The organism is Micromonospora sp. PTRAS2 (genome assembly GCF_054052245.1).
In genome coordinates this window covers 784,220-799,636 of the sequence record NZ_JBSWBU010000001.1, presented here as the reverse complement: position 1 = coordinate 799,636, position 15,417 = coordinate 784,220, and the positions used below count along the sequence as shown (strand labels likewise).

At 75.3% G+C, this 15,417-nt stretch carries 14 protein-coding genes; 8 read left to right on the top strand and 6 right to left on the bottom strand.

Annotated features, from left to right (window positions below; genetic code table 11):
• Positions 1–18 precede the first annotated feature (18 nt).
• Positions 19–579 (bottom strand): phosphoribosyltransferase family protein, encoded by a 561-nt coding sequence (locus ACVMYR_RS03835; RefSeq protein WP_431892790.1) that lies wholly within the window; start codon positions 577–579, stop codon positions 19–21.
• Between the two features lie 230 nt (positions 580–809).
• Between ACVMYR_RS03835 and ACVMYR_RS03830 the strand changes: the two genes are divergently transcribed.
• From ACVMYR_RS03830 to ACVMYR_RS03815, 4 genes are all read left to right on the top strand, one after another.
• Positions 810–1,454: a septal ring lytic transglycosylase RlpA family protein gene (locus ACVMYR_RS03830; RefSeq protein ID WP_457121113.1), complete on the top strand. Its 645-nt coding sequence runs from the start codon at positions 810–812 to the stop codon at positions 1,452–1,454.
• 121 nt (positions 1,455–1,575) lie between these two features.
• Positions 1,576–2,703 carry a PP2C family protein-serine/threonine phosphatase gene (locus tag ACVMYR_RS03825; protein WP_077935453.1) on the top strand — a complete coding sequence of 376 codons (1,128 nt, stop codon included), beginning with the start codon at positions 1,576–1,578 and terminating at the stop codon, positions 2,701–2,703.
• A gap of 193 nt (positions 2,704–2,896) precedes the next feature.
• Positions 2,897–4,753 carry an acyl-CoA dehydrogenase gene (locus ACVMYR_RS03820; protein ID WP_396789249.1) on the top strand — a complete coding sequence of 619 codons (1,857 nt, stop codon included), beginning with the start codon at positions 2,897–2,899 and terminating at the stop codon, positions 4,751–4,753.
• Positions 4,754–4,997: 244 nt separating this feature from the next.
• Positions 4,998–5,267: a DUF6458 family protein gene (locus ACVMYR_RS03815; protein WP_043961115.1), complete on the top strand. Its 270-nt coding sequence runs from the start codon at positions 4,998–5,000 to the stop codon at positions 5,265–5,267.
• Positions 5,268–5,444: 177 nt separating this feature from the next.
• Here the strand turns inward: ACVMYR_RS03815 and ACVMYR_RS03810 are convergent, their stop codons facing one another.
• Complete coding sequence (locus tag ACVMYR_RS03810) at positions 5,445–5,975, bottom strand: SixA phosphatase family protein (protein WP_457121112.1); 531 nt, start codon at positions 5,973–5,975, stop codon at positions 5,445–5,447.
• Positions 5,976–6,091: 116 nt separating this feature from the next.
• Here ACVMYR_RS03810 and ACVMYR_RS03805 point away from each other — a divergent pair, with 116 nt between their 5' ends.
• A complete protein-coding gene (locus ACVMYR_RS03805; protein WP_077935456.1) occupies positions 6,092–6,379 on the top strand; it encodes a DUF6458 family protein in 288 nt (95 codons plus the stop codon).
• 111 nt (positions 6,380–6,490) lie between these two features.
• On the opposite strand, the gene trhA is transcribed toward ACVMYR_RS03805, so the two are convergent.
• Complete coding sequence (gene trhA, locus ACVMYR_RS03800) at positions 6,491–7,168, bottom strand: PAQR family membrane homeostasis protein TrhA (RefSeq protein ID WP_091282670.1); 678 nt, start codon at positions 7,166–7,168, stop codon at positions 6,491–6,493.
• 106 nt (positions 7,169–7,274) lie between these two features.
• Between trhA and ACVMYR_RS03795 the strand changes: the two genes are divergently transcribed.
• From ACVMYR_RS03795 to ACVMYR_RS03785, 3 genes are read left to right on the top strand one after another with little or no spacing between them, the layout of a single operon-like run.
• Positions 7,275–7,922: a 5-oxoprolinase subunit B family protein gene (locus ACVMYR_RS03795; protein ID WP_228986578.1), complete on the top strand. Its 648-nt coding sequence runs from the start codon at positions 7,275–7,277 to the stop codon at positions 7,920–7,922.
• Positions 7,919–8,902: a 5-oxoprolinase subunit C family protein gene (locus ACVMYR_RS03790; protein WP_457121111.1), complete on the top strand. Its 984-nt coding sequence runs from the start codon at positions 7,919–7,921 to the stop codon at positions 8,900–8,902. The genes ACVMYR_RS03795 and ACVMYR_RS03790 overlap by 4 nt, the downstream gene beginning before the upstream one ends.
• Positions 8,886–9,635: a LamB/YcsF family protein gene (locus ACVMYR_RS03785; RefSeq protein ID WP_077935458.1), complete on the top strand. Its 750-nt coding sequence runs from the start codon at positions 8,886–8,888 to the stop codon at positions 9,633–9,635. Before ACVMYR_RS03790 ends, ACVMYR_RS03785 begins: the two co-directional genes overlap by 17 nt.
• A gap of 146 nt (positions 9,636–9,781) precedes the next feature.
• Here ACVMYR_RS03785 and ACVMYR_RS03780 read toward each other — a convergent pair whose 3' ends face one another.
• The 3 genes from ACVMYR_RS03780 to ACVMYR_RS03770 form a co-directional block, all read right to left on the bottom strand.
• Entirely contained in the window at positions 9,782–11,614 is a 1,833-nt protein-coding gene (locus tag ACVMYR_RS03780; RefSeq protein WP_457121110.1) for an NHL domain-containing thioredoxin family protein, read from the bottom strand.
• A 119-nt stretch (positions 11,615–11,733) separates the two neighbouring features.
• Positions 11,734–14,868 carry a hypothetical protein gene (locus ACVMYR_RS03775; protein ID WP_457121109.1) on the bottom strand — a complete coding sequence of 1,045 codons (3,135 nt, stop codon included), beginning with the start codon at positions 14,866–14,868 and terminating at the stop codon, positions 11,734–11,736.
• Positions 14,869–15,211: 343 nt separating this feature from the next.
• Positions 15,212–15,349 carry a hypothetical protein gene (locus tag ACVMYR_RS03770; protein ID WP_165823299.1) on the bottom strand — a complete coding sequence of 46 codons (138 nt, stop codon included), beginning with the start codon at positions 15,347–15,349 and terminating at the stop codon, positions 15,212–15,214.
• Between the last annotated feature and the right edge of the window lie 68 nt (positions 15,350–15,417).

The following is a 15,417-nucleotide window of genomic DNA, read 5'->3' as shown; positions in this document are numbered from 1 at the left end:
CTTGAAGCTTGCTTGAGGTCAACCCTCGGATGGCGTCAGCCGGTCGCCCTCGACCAGGCCGCGTATCCGCAGCTCGGCGGCGAGCGCGGGCGGGCAGTCGAGCACCACGGCGGAGGTGCCGAGGACCTCGGCGCCCCGGGCGGCGCAGATCGCGTACAGGGCGTGCAGCTGGGCGCCGGTGGCCACCCAGTCGTCGACCACCAGCACCCGGTCGCCGGGGCCGAGGTGCCGGTCCCGGACGCCCAGGTCGACCCGGCGGCCCCGGAAGTCCGGGGGGCTCTGCGCCCAGGTCGTCGCACCGGCGGGCAGCCGCCCGTCCCCCGCCTTGTGCGCTGGCGCGAAGCCGACCCCGAGGGCGGTCGCGGCGAGCGGGCCGAGCAGCAACCCGGTCACGGCGGGGGCGAGCACCACGGTCGGTCGGGCGTCCCGGAACGGCGCGGCCAGGGCCGGCCCGAGCCCCGCCAGCACCGCCGGGTCCCGCCACCACCCGGAGACGTCGCTGACCAGGTGGGTGCTCTGCGGGCCGGGGTCGATCCACCGGAACAGCTCGACGAGACGTTCGCTCAGCTCAGCGGGCATGCCGCCCATCCTGCGCCAGATCGACGCCCCGGTGGGGTCCGGCCCGCCCGGGGCCGAGCGGGCCACGCCGCCTCGGATGATCGGCCACACGTATGCGAGCAAATACGAACATAGCGCCATGATCACGTTGACTTCGGAAGTGCTTCTCTCGTTACGGTCCGGGCCGGTTTGTTCTCCAGGACTTCGTCCTGAACAACGACTTCGTTATCCACGACGAAAGGACCGGGCCCGTGGTTGGTAGGCACTCCCGTACCCGATTGTTCTCCTCGCCGGCCGGGATCGCGGCCACCGCGGCGGTCGGCGTCGCGCTCGCCGTCGGCGGCACCGTCGGCGCGGTGAGCCTGACCTCCGGCGAGGCGGCCCCGCAGCCGACCGTCGCCGACGTCCCGGTGAGCGCCCCCACCACCGCGGCCGCGCCCTCGCCCAGCGCGAGCGTCCCGCCCAGCGCCAGCCCGTCGCCGACCGTCACGGCCAGCCCGAAGGCCACCCGGAGCCAGGCCGCCTCGCGGAGCAGGCCGCGCACCGCCGCGCCGAAGCCGGCCGCCACGAAGGCGGCCGCCACCAAGAAGCCCACCCCGACCAGCAACGTCGTCGACAGCGGCTCGTGCGGGGCGTCCTTCTACGACGAGGGGCAGCTCACCGCCAACGGGGAGAACTTCGACCCGAGCGCCATGACCGCCGCCCACAAGACCCTGCCGTTCGACACCATGGTCCGGGTGACGAACCCGGCCAACGGCAAGTCGGTCACCGTCCGGATCAACGACCGGGGCCCCTTCATCGACGGCCGCTGCCTCGACCTGTCGCGGGCCGCGTTCGCGGCCATCGCCTCCGTCGACGTCGGCGCACTGACCGTGAAGTACGAGGTCCTGGGCTGACCCGATGACCTCGGGCGGGGCGGTGCGACCGGGGCCGGACCGGCCGCCGCCGGAGACCCGGCCGGGCAGAACATCCTCGGCCGACGGGCCAGGCTCATTCACCGGTTCACGTCCATCAGGCATGCTGTCCCTCGTACGCATGCATGCCTTCCAGTCGGGCCGTGGCCCGCTGAGCCCCGGATCCCGCGCCGGCCTCGGCGCGGCCCTCGTCCTGCTCGCGATCATCTCCGGCGTGGAGCTGGCGGACGGCCGCTGGGCGCACTACGTGGCGCTGATGGTCGCCGCCCCGTTCCTCGCCGCGGCACTGGCCTCCTGGCGGGTGGTGCTCGGGGTGGGGGCCGCCGCGACCGCGATCGGTTCCGCCTTCGCCCTCGCCGAGCCGCGGACGTCGCTGGTCACCGCCGTCAACGTGGCCGGCATCGCGCTCGCCACCGGCATCGCGGCGGCGGTGGCCGCCGTGCGGCAGCGGCAGGCGGAGCAGATCGCCGAGCTGTCCAAGCTGGCGGCGGTGGCCCAGCAGGCGGTGCTGCGTCCGCTGGGCCCGCAGGTGGGGACCCTGGCCGTGGCGGGGCGCTACATCTCCTCGACCGCCACCGCCGAGATCGGCGGCGACCTGTACGAGGCGATCGACACCCCGTACGGCGTCCGCATGATCATCGGTGACGTGCGCGGCAAGGGGCTGGACGCCGTGCGGCTGGCCAGCATCGTGCTGGGCTCGTACCGGCACGTCGCGTACGAGCGGGCCGACCTGCGGGCGGTGGTCGCCGACCTGGACCGGGCGGTGGCCCGCAACGTCGGCGACGAGGACTTCGTCACTGCGGCCCTGGTCGAGGAGCGGGGCGGCACCCTCACCATCGTCAACTGTGGCCACCCGTCGCCGCTGCTGCTGCGCCGGGGCGCGGTGATCCCCCTCGAACCGCCCGCGCCCGCGCCGCCGCTGGGCTTCATGCCGGTCGTCCGGCCCCGGGTCGAGCGCCTGGAGCCGGGGGACCGGCTGCTGCTGTTCACCGACGGCCTGGGCGAGGCGCGCCGGGACGGCGAGTTCTTCCCGACGGCCGACCGCGCCTGGCGGCTGCTCGGTCACGGCACGGTCGGCGACGGGCTGGCCTCGCTGGAGACCGCCCTGGTCGAGTGGGTGCACGGCCGGCTCGACGACGACATCGCCCTGGTCCTGATGGAGTACGCCGGCCACAGCAGCGCGGTGACCGCCCCCGTGCCGAGCTGGGAGGTCGGCGCGGCCGAGGGCTGAGCCAGCTTCTTCGCCGTCCGGTCCGGCTCCGCCTCGCTGCTCCCGGCCCGCCCGGTCCCCGCCCCCTCGACGGCCGAAGCGCGGGTGTGTAATCGCCGTCACTTCCACGTTGAGCTTGTCGCTGCCTACCCGCGAGTAATACAGTCGGGGTTACTGATCGGTAACACCTGTCCGGGAAGCGGGGCCAGCGAGCATGACCCACTACAAGAGCAACCTCCGGGACCTTGAGTTCAACCTGTTCGAGGTCTTCGGGGCGGACCGGGCGTTCGGCCAGGAGCCGTACTCGGATCTCGACGTCGACACCGCGCGCAGCTTCCTCGCCGAGGTGGACCGCCTCGCCCGCGAGGACCTCGCGGCAAGCTACTCGGACAGCGACCGCAACCCCCCGGTCTTCGACCCGGCCACGCACACCGCGCCGCTGCCGGAGCCGTTCAAGAAGTCTTACCGGGCGTTCATGGAGTCCGAGTTCTGGCGGCTCGACCTCCCGCCGGCGCTCGACGGCACCAACGCCCCGCGTGCCCTCTGGTGGTCCCTCGCCGAGCTGGTGCTCGGCGCGAACGCCCCCGTCTGGATGTACGCCTCCGGCCCGTCCTTCGCGCACGTTCTGCACGTCGAGGGCACCGAGCAGCAGAAGAAGTGGGCCAAGCTCTTCATCGACAAGCAGTGGGGCTCCACGATGGTGCTCACCGAGCCCGACGCGGGCTCGGACGTGGGCGCCGGCCGCACCCGGGCGATCCCGCAGCCGGACGGCTCGTGGCACATCGAGGGCGTGAAGCGCTTCATCACCTCCGGCGAGCACGACCTGAGCGACAACATCGTGCACTACGTGCTGGCCCGCCCGGTCGGCGTCGAGGGCGTCGGCGGCCCCGGCACCAAGGGCCTGTCGCTCTTCGTCGTGCCGAAGTTCCACTTCGACCCGGAGACCGGCGAGCTGGGCGAGCGCAACGGCGTCTACGCCACCAACGTCGAGCACAAGATGGGGATCAAGGTCTCCAACACCTGCGAGATGACCTTCGGCGAGCACGGCGTGCCGGCGAAGGGCTGGCTGCTCGGCGAGAAGCACGACGGCATCCGGCAGATGTTCATGATCATCGAGTACGCCCGGATGATGGTCGGCACCAAGGCCATCGCCACGCTCTCCACCGGCTACCTCAACGCCCTCGAGTACGCCAAGAACCGCGTGCAGGGCGCCGACCTCGTCCAGCAGGCCGACAAGACCGCGCCCCGGGTCACCATCACCCACCACCCGGACGTGCGCCGCTCGCTGATGCTCCAGAAGTCGTACGCCGAGGGCCTGCGCGCCCTGGTCTGCTACACGGCCTCCTGGCAGGACCAGGTCGCCATCGCCGAGGCGGCCGGGGACGAGCAGGCGACGAAGATCGCCAAGCGGGTCAACGACCTGCTGCTGCCGCTGGTCAAGGGCGTCGGCTCCGAGCGGGCGTACGAGATGCTGGGTCACGAGGCGCTGCAGACCTTCGGCGGCTCCGGCTTCCTCCAGGACTACCCGCTGGAGCAGTACGTCCGGGACGCCAAGATCGACACCCTGTACGAGGGCACCACCGCGATCCAGAGCCTCGACCTGATCTTCCGCAAGATCGTTCGGGACAACGGCAAGGCCCTCATGACGGTCGCCGGCGAGATCCAGGAGTTCATCACCTCCGAGGGCGGCAACGGCCAGCTCAAGCAGGAGCGGCAGGCGCTCGGCAAGGCGCTCGCCGAGGTGCAGACCATCCTCGGCGTGCTGACCGGCTGGCTCGGCGAGGCGCAGGGCGGCGACGCCCGGGCGCTCTACAAGGTGGGCCTCAGCAGCCGCCGGTTCCTGCTGGCTATCGGCGACCTCGTCGTCGGCTGGCTGCTCCAGCGGCAGGCCGACGTCGCCCTGCGCGCCCTGGCCGGTGAGGTCTCCACCGCCGACAAGGCGTTCTACACCGGCAAGGTGGCCGCCGCGAAGTTCTTCGCCCGCGAGGTGCTGCCCCGGCTCGGCGCCGACCGGCGGATCATCGAGAGCACCGACCTGGAGCTGATGGACCTCCCGGAGGAGGCGTTCTGAGCCGCTGACGCACCACAGCGGCCCCCGGACGGCCGGCGAGTCCCCCAACTCGCCGGCCGTCGCCGTTTCGCCCCGTGTCGTCGGCCGGCGCTGTCCCGCCCCGCTTCGGCGACCCGTGCCGAACAGTCCGGCGTGTCCCCTATCGCCGGTCGCATCCCGGGTACTTGCCCGGCCGGGCGGGTAACCGAGGCCCGGACGTCGTCAGTGAACGCCCAGAGCCACCGCACGTGGGGGTGCAGCGCACATGGGCATTGGTAGTGGAATCTTCCTCATCGCCATCGGCGCGATCCTGACCTTCGCCATCCGGGCCAACGTCTGGTGGGTGGACCTGCGCGCGGTCGGCTGGGTGTTCATCCTGGCCGGGTTGGCCGTGCTGCTCACCACGCTCTGGTTCTGGCAGGACCGGCGCAAGCGGGCGCGCACCCTGATCGTGGAGGAGAACAGGCTGTCGCATCCGACCGCCATGATGCCGCCTCCGCCCGATCCACCGCCGCCCACGGCACCGCCCTCCTGAGGCCCACCGGCACACCGGCCGCGCACCGGCCCGCCCGGGCCCACCCGCCCGGGCCCACCCGCCCGGGCCGGCCCGCCGGGCCGCCCGCCCGGCGCGGTCGCACCTCGGGCGTTCGCAGGTGTTAACAGGGGTCCCCTGTACAACGGAATGCGTTAACAGGGGGCCCTTCCTTGCGCCTCAGGCGCGGGCGGTGTGGCGGGCGACGATGTCGGCGCGGCGCAGCTCGGCCCAGGGGAGCCGGGTGTGGTGCACCACCAGGTCGGTGGTGCGCAGGCCCTCCTGGTCCGCGCGTTCCGGGTCGAGCAGCGCCGAGAGCAGCGAGATGCCCGGATTGTGGGCGACCAGCAGCACCGTCGTCGCCTCCGCCGGGGTCGACCGCACCAGCGCCAGCAGGTCCGCCGGGCGTGCCTCGTACGCGCCCGGCTCGTAGCGCACCTGCGGGGCGGGACCGGCCGGTCCCGCCTCGTCCGCCGCGCCGGTCATGCCCAGCTGCACCCCGTGCCAGGTCTGGCGGGTGCGCCGGGCGGTCGAGCAGAGCACCACGTCGGGGAGCAGGCCGTGCCGGGCCAGCCAGGCACCGGCGGCGGCCGAGTCGGCGTGCCCCCGCGCGGTGAGCGGCCGCTGGACGTCCGGGCCGCTACCCGGTGCCTCCGCCTTGGCGTGCCGCAGCAGCACCAACGTCCGTTCCGTCCCTCCGACGTCCGTCATGGGCCCAGCTTGCCCGATTGACGATCGGAGCGCCTGGGTATGTCGATGGATGCCGCAACCTCATCCATGGCCGCGGCGGGTAGCAGCGCCAGCTGACAGCCAAGGAGGCGACGAAAATGGGCATTGGTGCCAGCATCTTCCTCATCGCGCTGGGTGCGATCTTCGCGTTCGCCGTGCAGGCCGACCTGGGGTGGCTGAATCTCGGAGTCGTCGGCTGGGTCCTGATGCTCGCCGGCGTCGTCAGCCTGCTCACCACGCTCTACTTCTGGAACCGGGGCCGCCGCACGGTGGTCGCCGCGCCGGTGCACCAGAACCGCGTGGTCGCCGACCGGGTCGTGCCGGTGCAGGGCGAGCCCGTGGTCCAGGAGTACCGCGAGGTGCGCCGCCCGGGTCGTACGGTCTGACCGGTCCGGCCCGACGGCCGACGACCGCCCAGGACTCCGGGGGCCCCGCAACGGCGCGGGGCCCCCGGCGCGTGCCCGGGGCGGGGGATCAGGTGGAACCGGGGTGCGGGCTCAGGCGAACAGGGCGAAGTAGATCGCGATGTGGTGGCAGATCGCCGCCACCAGCGTGCAGGCGTGGAAGAACTCGTGGTGGCCGAAGACGGTGGGCCACGGGTTGGGCCTGCGCAGCGCGTAGAAGACGGCGCCGACGCTGTAGATCGCGCCGCCGACGGCGAGCAGCACCAGCGCGGTCACGCCGCCGGAGTGCAGGATCTGCGGCAGCATCGCCACCGACACCCAGCCGAGGGCCAGGTAGAGCGGTGCGGAGACCCAGCGCGGCGCGTGCGGCCAGACCAGTTTCAGCGCCACGCCGCCCAGCGCGCCGCCCCAGACCAGGGCGAGCATGGTGGTCGCCTGCCGGGCGTCCAGCAGCAGGACGCAGAACGGTGTGTACGTGCCGGCGATGAACACGAAGATCATCGAGTGGTCCATCCGGCGCATGATCTGGTAGCCGCGCTCGGACCACACCCGACGGTGGTAGAGCGCGCTGGTGCCGAAGAGGCCGCAGACGGTCAGGCTGTAGACGAGGCAGCTGACCAGCGGGGACCAGCCGGGGCGGCTGGCGGCGATGGCGCAGAGCACGATGCCGCAGACGAGCGCGGCGAAGAACGCGTAGGTGTGCAGCCAGCCGCGCATCCGCGGCTTCCCGATGTCGACCGGCTTGAGTCGAAGCGGTGCGGAGGTCGTCACGCACCTAGGTTACGGCACCGTAGGTTACCGTCAAGTAGTGCCTATCGTCACGGGACCACAGGGTCCGGCGGCCCTGTCGGGCCCGCCGATCGGGGATCATGGCGGGATGCGGATCCGGCCCGTCGGCGCCCACGCCCTGCTGCTCGACTGCGACGACCCCGACCAGGTGGAGGCGTGGCGGGCCGAGCTGACGCGCCGCCGCGCCGCCGGCGAGCTGACCGCCGTCGAGATCGTCCCGGCGGCCCGTACGGTGCTGCTCGACGGGGTGCCCGACCCCGACCGGGCCGCCGCGCTCGTCGCCCACTGGACCCCACGACCCGCCGACGGCACGACGCCCGCCACCGCCACCAGCCCCGCCGACGGCACGACGCCCGCCGAGGTCGAGGTGCCCGTCACGTACGACGGGGTCGACCTGCCCGTCGTCGCCGGCCACTGGGGCGTGGACGTGCCCGAGGTGGTCGCCCGTCTCACCGGCACCCCGTTCCGCGTCGCCTTCTGCGGGTTCGCGCCCGGGTTCGCGTACCTGACCGGGCTGCCGCCGCAGTGGGCGGTGCCCCGGCTCGCCACCCCCCGCCCCCGGGTCCCCGCCGGCTCGGTCGCGCTCGCCGGCCCGTACGCCGGAATCTATCCCGGCGCGTCGCCCGGCGGCTGGCTGCTCGTCGGACGGACCGCGCTGACGCTGTTCGACGTGGCCGCCGACCCGCCGGCCCGGCTCGCCCCCGGCACCCCGGTACGCCTGGCGGCGACCACGTGACCCGCCCACCCGCCGGCGGCCCGGCACGCCGGCTGGAGGTGCTCCGGGCAGGGGCGCTCACCACCGTGCAGGACCAGGGCCGGCCCGGCTGGGCACACCTCGGCGTGCCCCGGTCGGGGGCGCTCGACCCGGCCGCCCTGCGGCTGGCCAACCGCCTCGTCGGCAACCCGGAGGACGCCGCCGGCCTGGAGATCACCCTCACCGGCTGCGCGCTGCGCCTCACCCGGGCCGGCACGGTCGCGCTCACCGGCGCGGACGCCGACGTGTGGATCGGCGACGGGCGGCTGGGCGACATGCCGACCGGCGACCCGAACACCGGCGACCCGAACACCGGCGACGCACGGCGGACCGGCCCGCACCCCGACGTGCACCTCGGCGACCGGCCCGGAGACGTCGGCCGGCCCCTGGCCGTGCCCGCCGGGGCGGTCGTGCGGATCGGCCCGGCCCGCTCCGGGCTGCGCACCTGGCTCGCCGTCGCCGGCGGGATCGCCGTGCCGCCGGTGCTCGGCAGCCGGTCCACCGACACCCTCTCCAGCCTCGGCCCGCCCCCGCTGCGCGACGGCGACACCCTGCCCCTCGGCGACCCGGCCGGCGACCCCGCCCCCGTCGACGTCACCGTCGGGCCGCCCACCCCGGCCGCGCTGCGGCTCCGGCTGCGCCTCGGGCCCCGCGACGACTGGTTCACCCCCGCCGCGCTCGACCGGCTGCTCGGCACGGCGTACACGGTGAGCCCGGTCAGCAACCGGGTCGGCGCGCGGCTGACCGGCGCGCCGCTGCCCCGCGCGGTCGCCGGGGAACTGCCCAGCGAGGGCCTCGTGCTCGGCGCGGTGCAGGTGCCCGCCGACGGCCAGCCGCTGATCTTCCTCGCCGACCATCCCACCACCGGCGGCTACCCCGTCGTCGGGGTGGTGGACGACGTGACGCCGCTCGCGCAGGCCCGCCCGGGGACTACGGTGACGTTCCATGGACCTCAACGCTGACCTCGGCGAGGGATTCGGCATCTGGCGGCTCGGCGACGACGAGGCGCTGCTCGACCTGATCACCTCGGCCAACGTCGCCTGCGGCTTCCACGGCGGCGACCCGTCCACCATGCGCCGGGTCTGCGCCGCCGCCGCCCAACGCGGGGTCGCCGTCGGGGCCCAGGTCGGCTACCGCGACCTCGCCGGCTTCGGCCGCCGACACATCGCGTACGCGTTCGCGGACCTGCGCGACGAGACCACCTACCAACTCGGCGCGCTCGACGCGTTCTGCCGGGCGTACCGCACCCGGGTCCGCTACCTCAAGCCGCACGGGGCGCTCTACCACGCCGCCTCGGTCGACGAGTCGCAGGCCGCCGCCCTGATCGCCGCCATCGACGAGTACGACCGCGACCTGCCGGTGCTCTGCGCCCCCGGCTCGGTGCTCGCCCAGCTCGCCACCGGCGCCGGCCTGCGGGTGGTCGCCGAGGGCTTCGCCGACCGGGGCTACCTGCCCAACGGCACGCTGGTGCCCCGCACCGCCCTCGGCGCGCTGGTCACCGACCCCGAGCAGGTGGCCGCCCGCGCCGTCCGGATGGCCACCGAGCAGACCGTGGTGGCCGTCGACGGCACCGTCGTGCCCTGCCCCGTCGAGTCCATCTGCCTGCACGGCGACACACCGGGCGCGGTGGCGTCCGCCGAGCTGGTGCGGGCCGCGCTCCTCGAAGCGGGGGTGACGCTCACCCCGTTCGCGTGAAAGGAGGGGCACCTTGTTAACGCATTCTGTATAGGAAGGGCCCCTTCCTAACGCAACCAGCGCCGGCGCGCGGGCGGCCGCGCGGGGGCAATCGGCGGGGCGCGGGCGGCCGCGCGGGGCGCTGGCGGCCGGCGGGGCGCAGGCTGTCAGGCGTCCAGGCCGCGCAGGACCAGCGGGAGCCGCGCCGGGCCGCCCTCGACCACCCGCACCGGCACCCCCCAGTCCTGCCGGGTCAGGTGACAGGCCGCGTGCTCCACGTCGGCGTCGCACGTCGCCGCCTGCGCGGTCACCTGGAGCACCCCGCCGGCCACCGACCCGTCGACCACCAACCGGCGGGACAGCTCCGTGCCGGTGCCCGCCCCCTCCGCCAGCAGCTCCGGCGGCGACGCCGAGACGACCAGCCGCGTCGACGGCCCGTACGTCTCGTCCAGCTTCTGCCCCGGCGCCGGGGCGAAGACGACGTCCAGCGTCACCTCGCCCGCCGCCACCTCCATCGGCTTCCGCTCGGTGCGGTGCCGCGGGCCGTCGACCGTGCTCGCCCCCACGGCGGACAACGCGCCCGGGGCCAGCCGGGTCAGCCGGTGCGCGGCCGACTCGACCACCAGCACCCCGCCGTCGGCGGTCAGCACCACGTCGCTCGGCTCGGCGAGCCCGTCGGCGACCGTCGACACCTGCCCGGTGGCCGGGTCGAAGCGGCGGACCGCCCCGTTGTACGTGTCGGCGACCAGCACCGAGCCGTCCGGCAGCGCGCACACCCCCAGCGGGTGCTGGAGCAGCGCCCGGTCGGCCGGGCCGTCGACGTGGCCGAAGTCGAACAGGCCCTGCCCGACGGCGGTGCCCAGGACGCCGTTCTCGACGTACCGGATGGCGCTGGTCTCGCTGTCGGCGACCCAGAGCCGGGTGCCGTCGGCCGAGACCGAGAGGCCGGACGGCTGGGCCAGCCACGCCTCGGCCAGCGGCCCGTCGCGCAGCGCCTCGACGGTGGTGCCGGCGTACATGCCCGCCGTGCGGCGGATCGGGTCGAACCACCAGAGCTGGTGGATGCCCGCCATCGCGACGATCACCCGGTCGTCGTACCAGGCCACGTCCCACGGGGAGGAGAGGTCGACCGAGAGCGAGTCGTGGGCGTGGTCGTCCACCGTCGAGCGCCACTGCCGGCCCGTGCCGGCCACGGTCACCACCTCGCCGGTGGCCAGCCGCACCCCGCGCAGCAGGTGGTTGACGGTGTCGGCGACGACCACGTCGTAACCGGCCACCTCGGCCACGTGCTCCGGCAGCCGGCACAGCCCCTGCGGCTCCGAGAACGCGGCGGCGCCGGGCGGCCCGTCCGCGCGCCCCCGGACGCCCGCGCCGATCCGGCGCACCAGCGTCTCGCCGTCGGGGGCCAGCTCCACCAGGGAGTGCCGGGCCGAGTCCGACACGAGCAGGTGCCCGCCGTCGAGCGCGAGGGCCTTGCCGGGGAAGCGCAGGGCCGTCTCCGGCTCGGCGGGCGGCACGTACGGACCGTCGCCCCGGTGCAGGGTGCCCTTCGCCTCGTGGGTGGCGACCAACTCGTCGACCAGCCGGGCCAGCCCCTCGGCGTGACCCTCACCGGCCATGGTGGCCACCACGTACCCCTCGGGGTCGATCACGGCGAGGGTCGGCCAGGCGCGGGCCGCGTACTGCTGCCACATGTCCAGCTCGGGGTCGTCGAGGACGGGGTGGTGCACGCCGTACCGCTCGACGGCGGCGGCGACGGCGGCCGGGTCCTTCTCGTGCTCGAACTTCGGCGAGTGGATGCCGACGACGACCAGCACGTCAGCGTACTTCTCCTCCAGGGGGCGCAACTCGTCGAGCACGTGCAGGCAGTTGATGCAGCAGAAGGTCCAAAAGTCGGCAATTGTGATCTTGCCGCGCAGGTCGGCCAGCTTCAGGTCCCGCCCGCCGGTGTTCAGCCAGCCCCGTCCGCGCAGCTCGGGAGCCCGTACTCGTGCGCTCATGCCCCCAGTCTGCCCGACCGGGAGGCCCCGACCGGCCGGCACCCCGCGCGGCTTGGTCACACCCCGGGCGTACGACGAAGGCGGGGCCACGGTGGTCCGTGGCCCCGCCCCCGGGTTCGCTACTTGGTGGCCGACTTGAGGCAGAGCACCTTCTTCGGCACGTCACCACGGAGGACGACGTGCGGCTGGCCCGGGTCGGCGCACTTCTCCTTGGTCTCGACCTTAGACACGATCGTGAACGATCCCGCCTCGCCGCAGGTGGCCGACGTCGCGGATTCGCCTGACTGCTTCACGCAGGAGCCGACGGCCGGGTCGAACGGCTTCGCGTTGTCGCCGCCCACCTTGCCGAGCAGCATGAGCAGCCCCAGCGGCACCGCGAGGATCAGCACGGCGGCCACCAGCACGGCGGCCAGCACCCGGCCGTTGCGGACCTTCGGTGGCGGAGCCTCGGCCTTCGGCGCGTCCGCCTCCGGCTTGAACGCGTCGAACCGGCCCTGCTCCTCCGGCTCCGCGCCCCAGGCAGGGCCGGACTGCGGCCCCTGCGGCGGGAAGCCGACCTGGGTCGGCTCGCCGTACGGCGCGGGAGGGTGGCCCGGCACCGCGCCCGGCACGGCGGTGGCCCCGCCCATCGGGCCGCCGAACTGGTCACCCGGGCGGTCGCCCTCGTGCGGGCGGACGCCGTTGACGGGCCGGTTGCTGGCCGGCGGGTCCACGAAGGACGGCACCCCGGGCGGGAAGGCCGGCGGAGCGGGCGCGCCGGCCGCCCCGATCGCCGGGCTGTCGCCGAAGCCGTGCTGCTGGCCGGCCTGCCGGTCCGGGGCGTCGAAGCGCTGCGGTCCGCCCTGCGGCCCGCGGTCGTCGAAGCGCTGCTGCGGCCCGACGTCGTCGAACCCGCGGTGCTGGTCGCGCCCCTCGAACCCGCGCTGCTGGTCGTGCCCGTCGAATCCGCGGTGCTGGTCGTGCCCGTCGAATCCGCGGTGCTGGTCGGGTCCGTCGAAACCGCGCTGCTGGTCGGGTTCGGCGGGGCGGCCCTGGGGGCCCGGCTCGTCGAAGCGGCCCGGCTCGTCGAACCGCCCCTGCGGGCCCGGCTCGTCGAACCGGGACGGTGGCGGGTTGTGCTCGGGGCGGAACGGGCTCTCGTCCGCCGCCTCCGGCTCGTCGGCCGGCTCCGGGCGGGCCGGCCGGCCGTACACCCGGGGCTGCGGCGCGGGCGCGCCGCCGGGGTGCAGCGCCTGGTCGGTGGGGGGCACCACGCGGCTGGCCATGGGCACGGACGCGCTCGCCGAGACGCTGCCCACCGCGCCGTCCGCGGCCTCTCCGGCCTCCGCCGCGGGTACGGCGGCCCGGGCGGCCGCCCCGGACTCCGGCGAGACCCGGGGGGCGGGCACGAACGGGGTGCCCTGTGGGTGCGGCTCCTCGGCGCGGCCCCAGCCGGCGCCCGACTCGGGCGCGTACGGCGACGGGGCGCCCTCACGACCTGAAGGTTCGCCGGCCGGCGAGGGCTCGACCGCCGGGGGGAACTGGGCCGGCGGGGCGTAGTCGGCCGGCGGGAGGGCGGCCAGGCTGGCACCGGGCACGCGCTGCTCCTGCGGCGGCAGCGGCACGGCGTTGGCCGGCGAGATCCCCGGCCCGGGGGCGGGCTGGTAAAGCGGACGGTCCTCGGGCCGCTCGGGCTCCCAGGCGTTGCCAGCCTGCTGCGGCGCGGCGGTCTCCGGCTCGGTACGCCCCCACGCCTCGCCCGGTGCCCACGGCTCGACGTCCGGCATGACCGGGCGGTCCGAGCGGTCGCCGCCGGGCCGCTGCTGCGGGCTCTCGCCGGGCGTCCCCCAGGCGGGCGGCCCGTCCGTGCCGACGGTGGCGGTGGCCCGCGCCGGTGGTACGGAGGTCGGCTCGGCCGCCGCCCAGTCGGGGACCTCCGGCCGGTCGTCCTGCCGCTGCGGCACCGCTGCCGCGCCCCACGTGCCGGGCTGCCCCGACTCGTCGGCGGCGGGCCAGGCGTTCGGCTGCGGCTGGTCGTCGGAGCGGACCGCCGTGGCAGCCCACCCGCCGGAGCGGGCGGGGTCGTCGTGGGCGGAGGCGGGGGAGCCGGTCGCCCAGCCGCCGGAGCGGGAGGCGTCGTCCTGTGTGGTGGCCCAGTCCTGGGGCGGGGTCGCCTGGCCGGGCACGCGGGCGGCACCCCGGGCGGCGGCTTCGGCCTGGCCCCACGCGGCCGGCGGCTGCTCGGCCGGGCCGCCGAATCCGGGCTGCCCGGGCGCACCGTCGAACGTGGGTTGTGCGGCGGGTCCGCCGAATTCGGACGGGGCGGCCGAGGCGGCCTGACCTGCCTGGCCAGGGGTGTCGGGTTGCTCGGTCCGCGGCCAGCCACCGGAGCCGGCGGGGCCGTCGGCCTGCTGCGGAGCGGCGTTCCAGGCGTCGGGGCCGGCGGGGCCGTCGCCCTGCTGGCCGGAGTTCCAGCCGCCGGAGCGGGAGGCGTCGTCCTGTGTGGTGGCCCAGTCCTGGGGCGGCGTCGCCTGGCCGGGCACGCGGGCGGCACCCCGGGCGCCGGACTCGGCCTGGCCCCACGGCGCCGACGGCTGCTGGTCGGCCGCGCCGGCCCAGGCCGGGGCCGGCTGCTCGGGCTGCGTCGCCCAGGCCGGCTGGGCCGGCTCTCCGTTCGGTGCGTTCGCGGCGGCCGGGGCGGCGGCCCAGCCGGGGCCGGCCTGCTCGTTCTGCTGCCAGCCCGGTGCCGGTTCGTTCTGTTGCCAGCCCGGCCCGGCCTGCTCGTTCTGCTCCCAGGCGGGCTGCGCCGCGCCGGCCGGCGGGCCCCAGGCGGCCGGGCGGTTCGGCTCCGGCTGCTGCGCCGGCACCTGGGCGGCACCCCAGGCGGCGGTCGGCGGCTGGTCACTCTGCGGAGGCTGGCCCCAGGCGGCGGTCGGGGGCTGGTCACCCGGTGCCGCGCCCCAGTTGGGGGTCGCCGGCTGGTCGCCCTGCGGCCCGGTGCCCCAGGCGGCGGTCGGCGGCTGGTCGCCGTGGGGCGGCGCTCCCCAGGCGGCGGTCGAGGGCTGGTCGTTCTGCGGGGGCTGGCCCCAGGCGGGGGCCGGCGGCTGGTCGTTCTGGGTCGCCCAGGCGGGAGCAGGCGGGTTCGGCCGGGCCGCGGGGGGCGGGGGTGCCCAGCCCAGGTCCGGGTTGGCGACGCCGTACGGCGCCGGTGCGCCGGCGCCCGGCGACACCTCGTCCGGCTCCTGGCCGGGGTGGTGCGGGCCCTCGGACGTCATCGGTGCGCCTCCTCCATCACATGTCGGCCGCCGATGCCGACGGTGCGTCGGCGTGGGTACCGGTGTGGCCGGCGGTGCCGACCGTGGGGACTCCCCGCACCGTATCCGGTGGCCGCCCGCGGCATCCGGGGAGCACCGGCCGTCACTCCGCGTCGCCGGACGGTGTCGAGCAGCTTCTATCGGCACGACGGGGTCCGGGCGGGCGGTTGACGACCGAGCCCCACCGTACCGGGCGGTGCGGCGAGGCGGAATCCCGGTGTCAATAGGCCCGAAACGCCGACGACCCGCCCGGGCGAACCGGGCGGGTCGTCGAACTGGAGGAGGGTGAGAAAAGTGTGGGGCGTCAGCTCATGTGACGCTGGGCGATGGCGAGAAGCTCCTCGCGGACCGCGGGCGAGTTGGCGGAGCGCAGGGCGTGCTCGATGGCACGGGCCCGGCGGTTGGCGTCGCGGCGGTTGCGGATTCGCTCGATCATGCTCATCTGGGTTCTCCTCCTGGCTATTCGGTTGTCGGCCCCTTGATGACTCAATTGAACCGCATCCAGCCCCG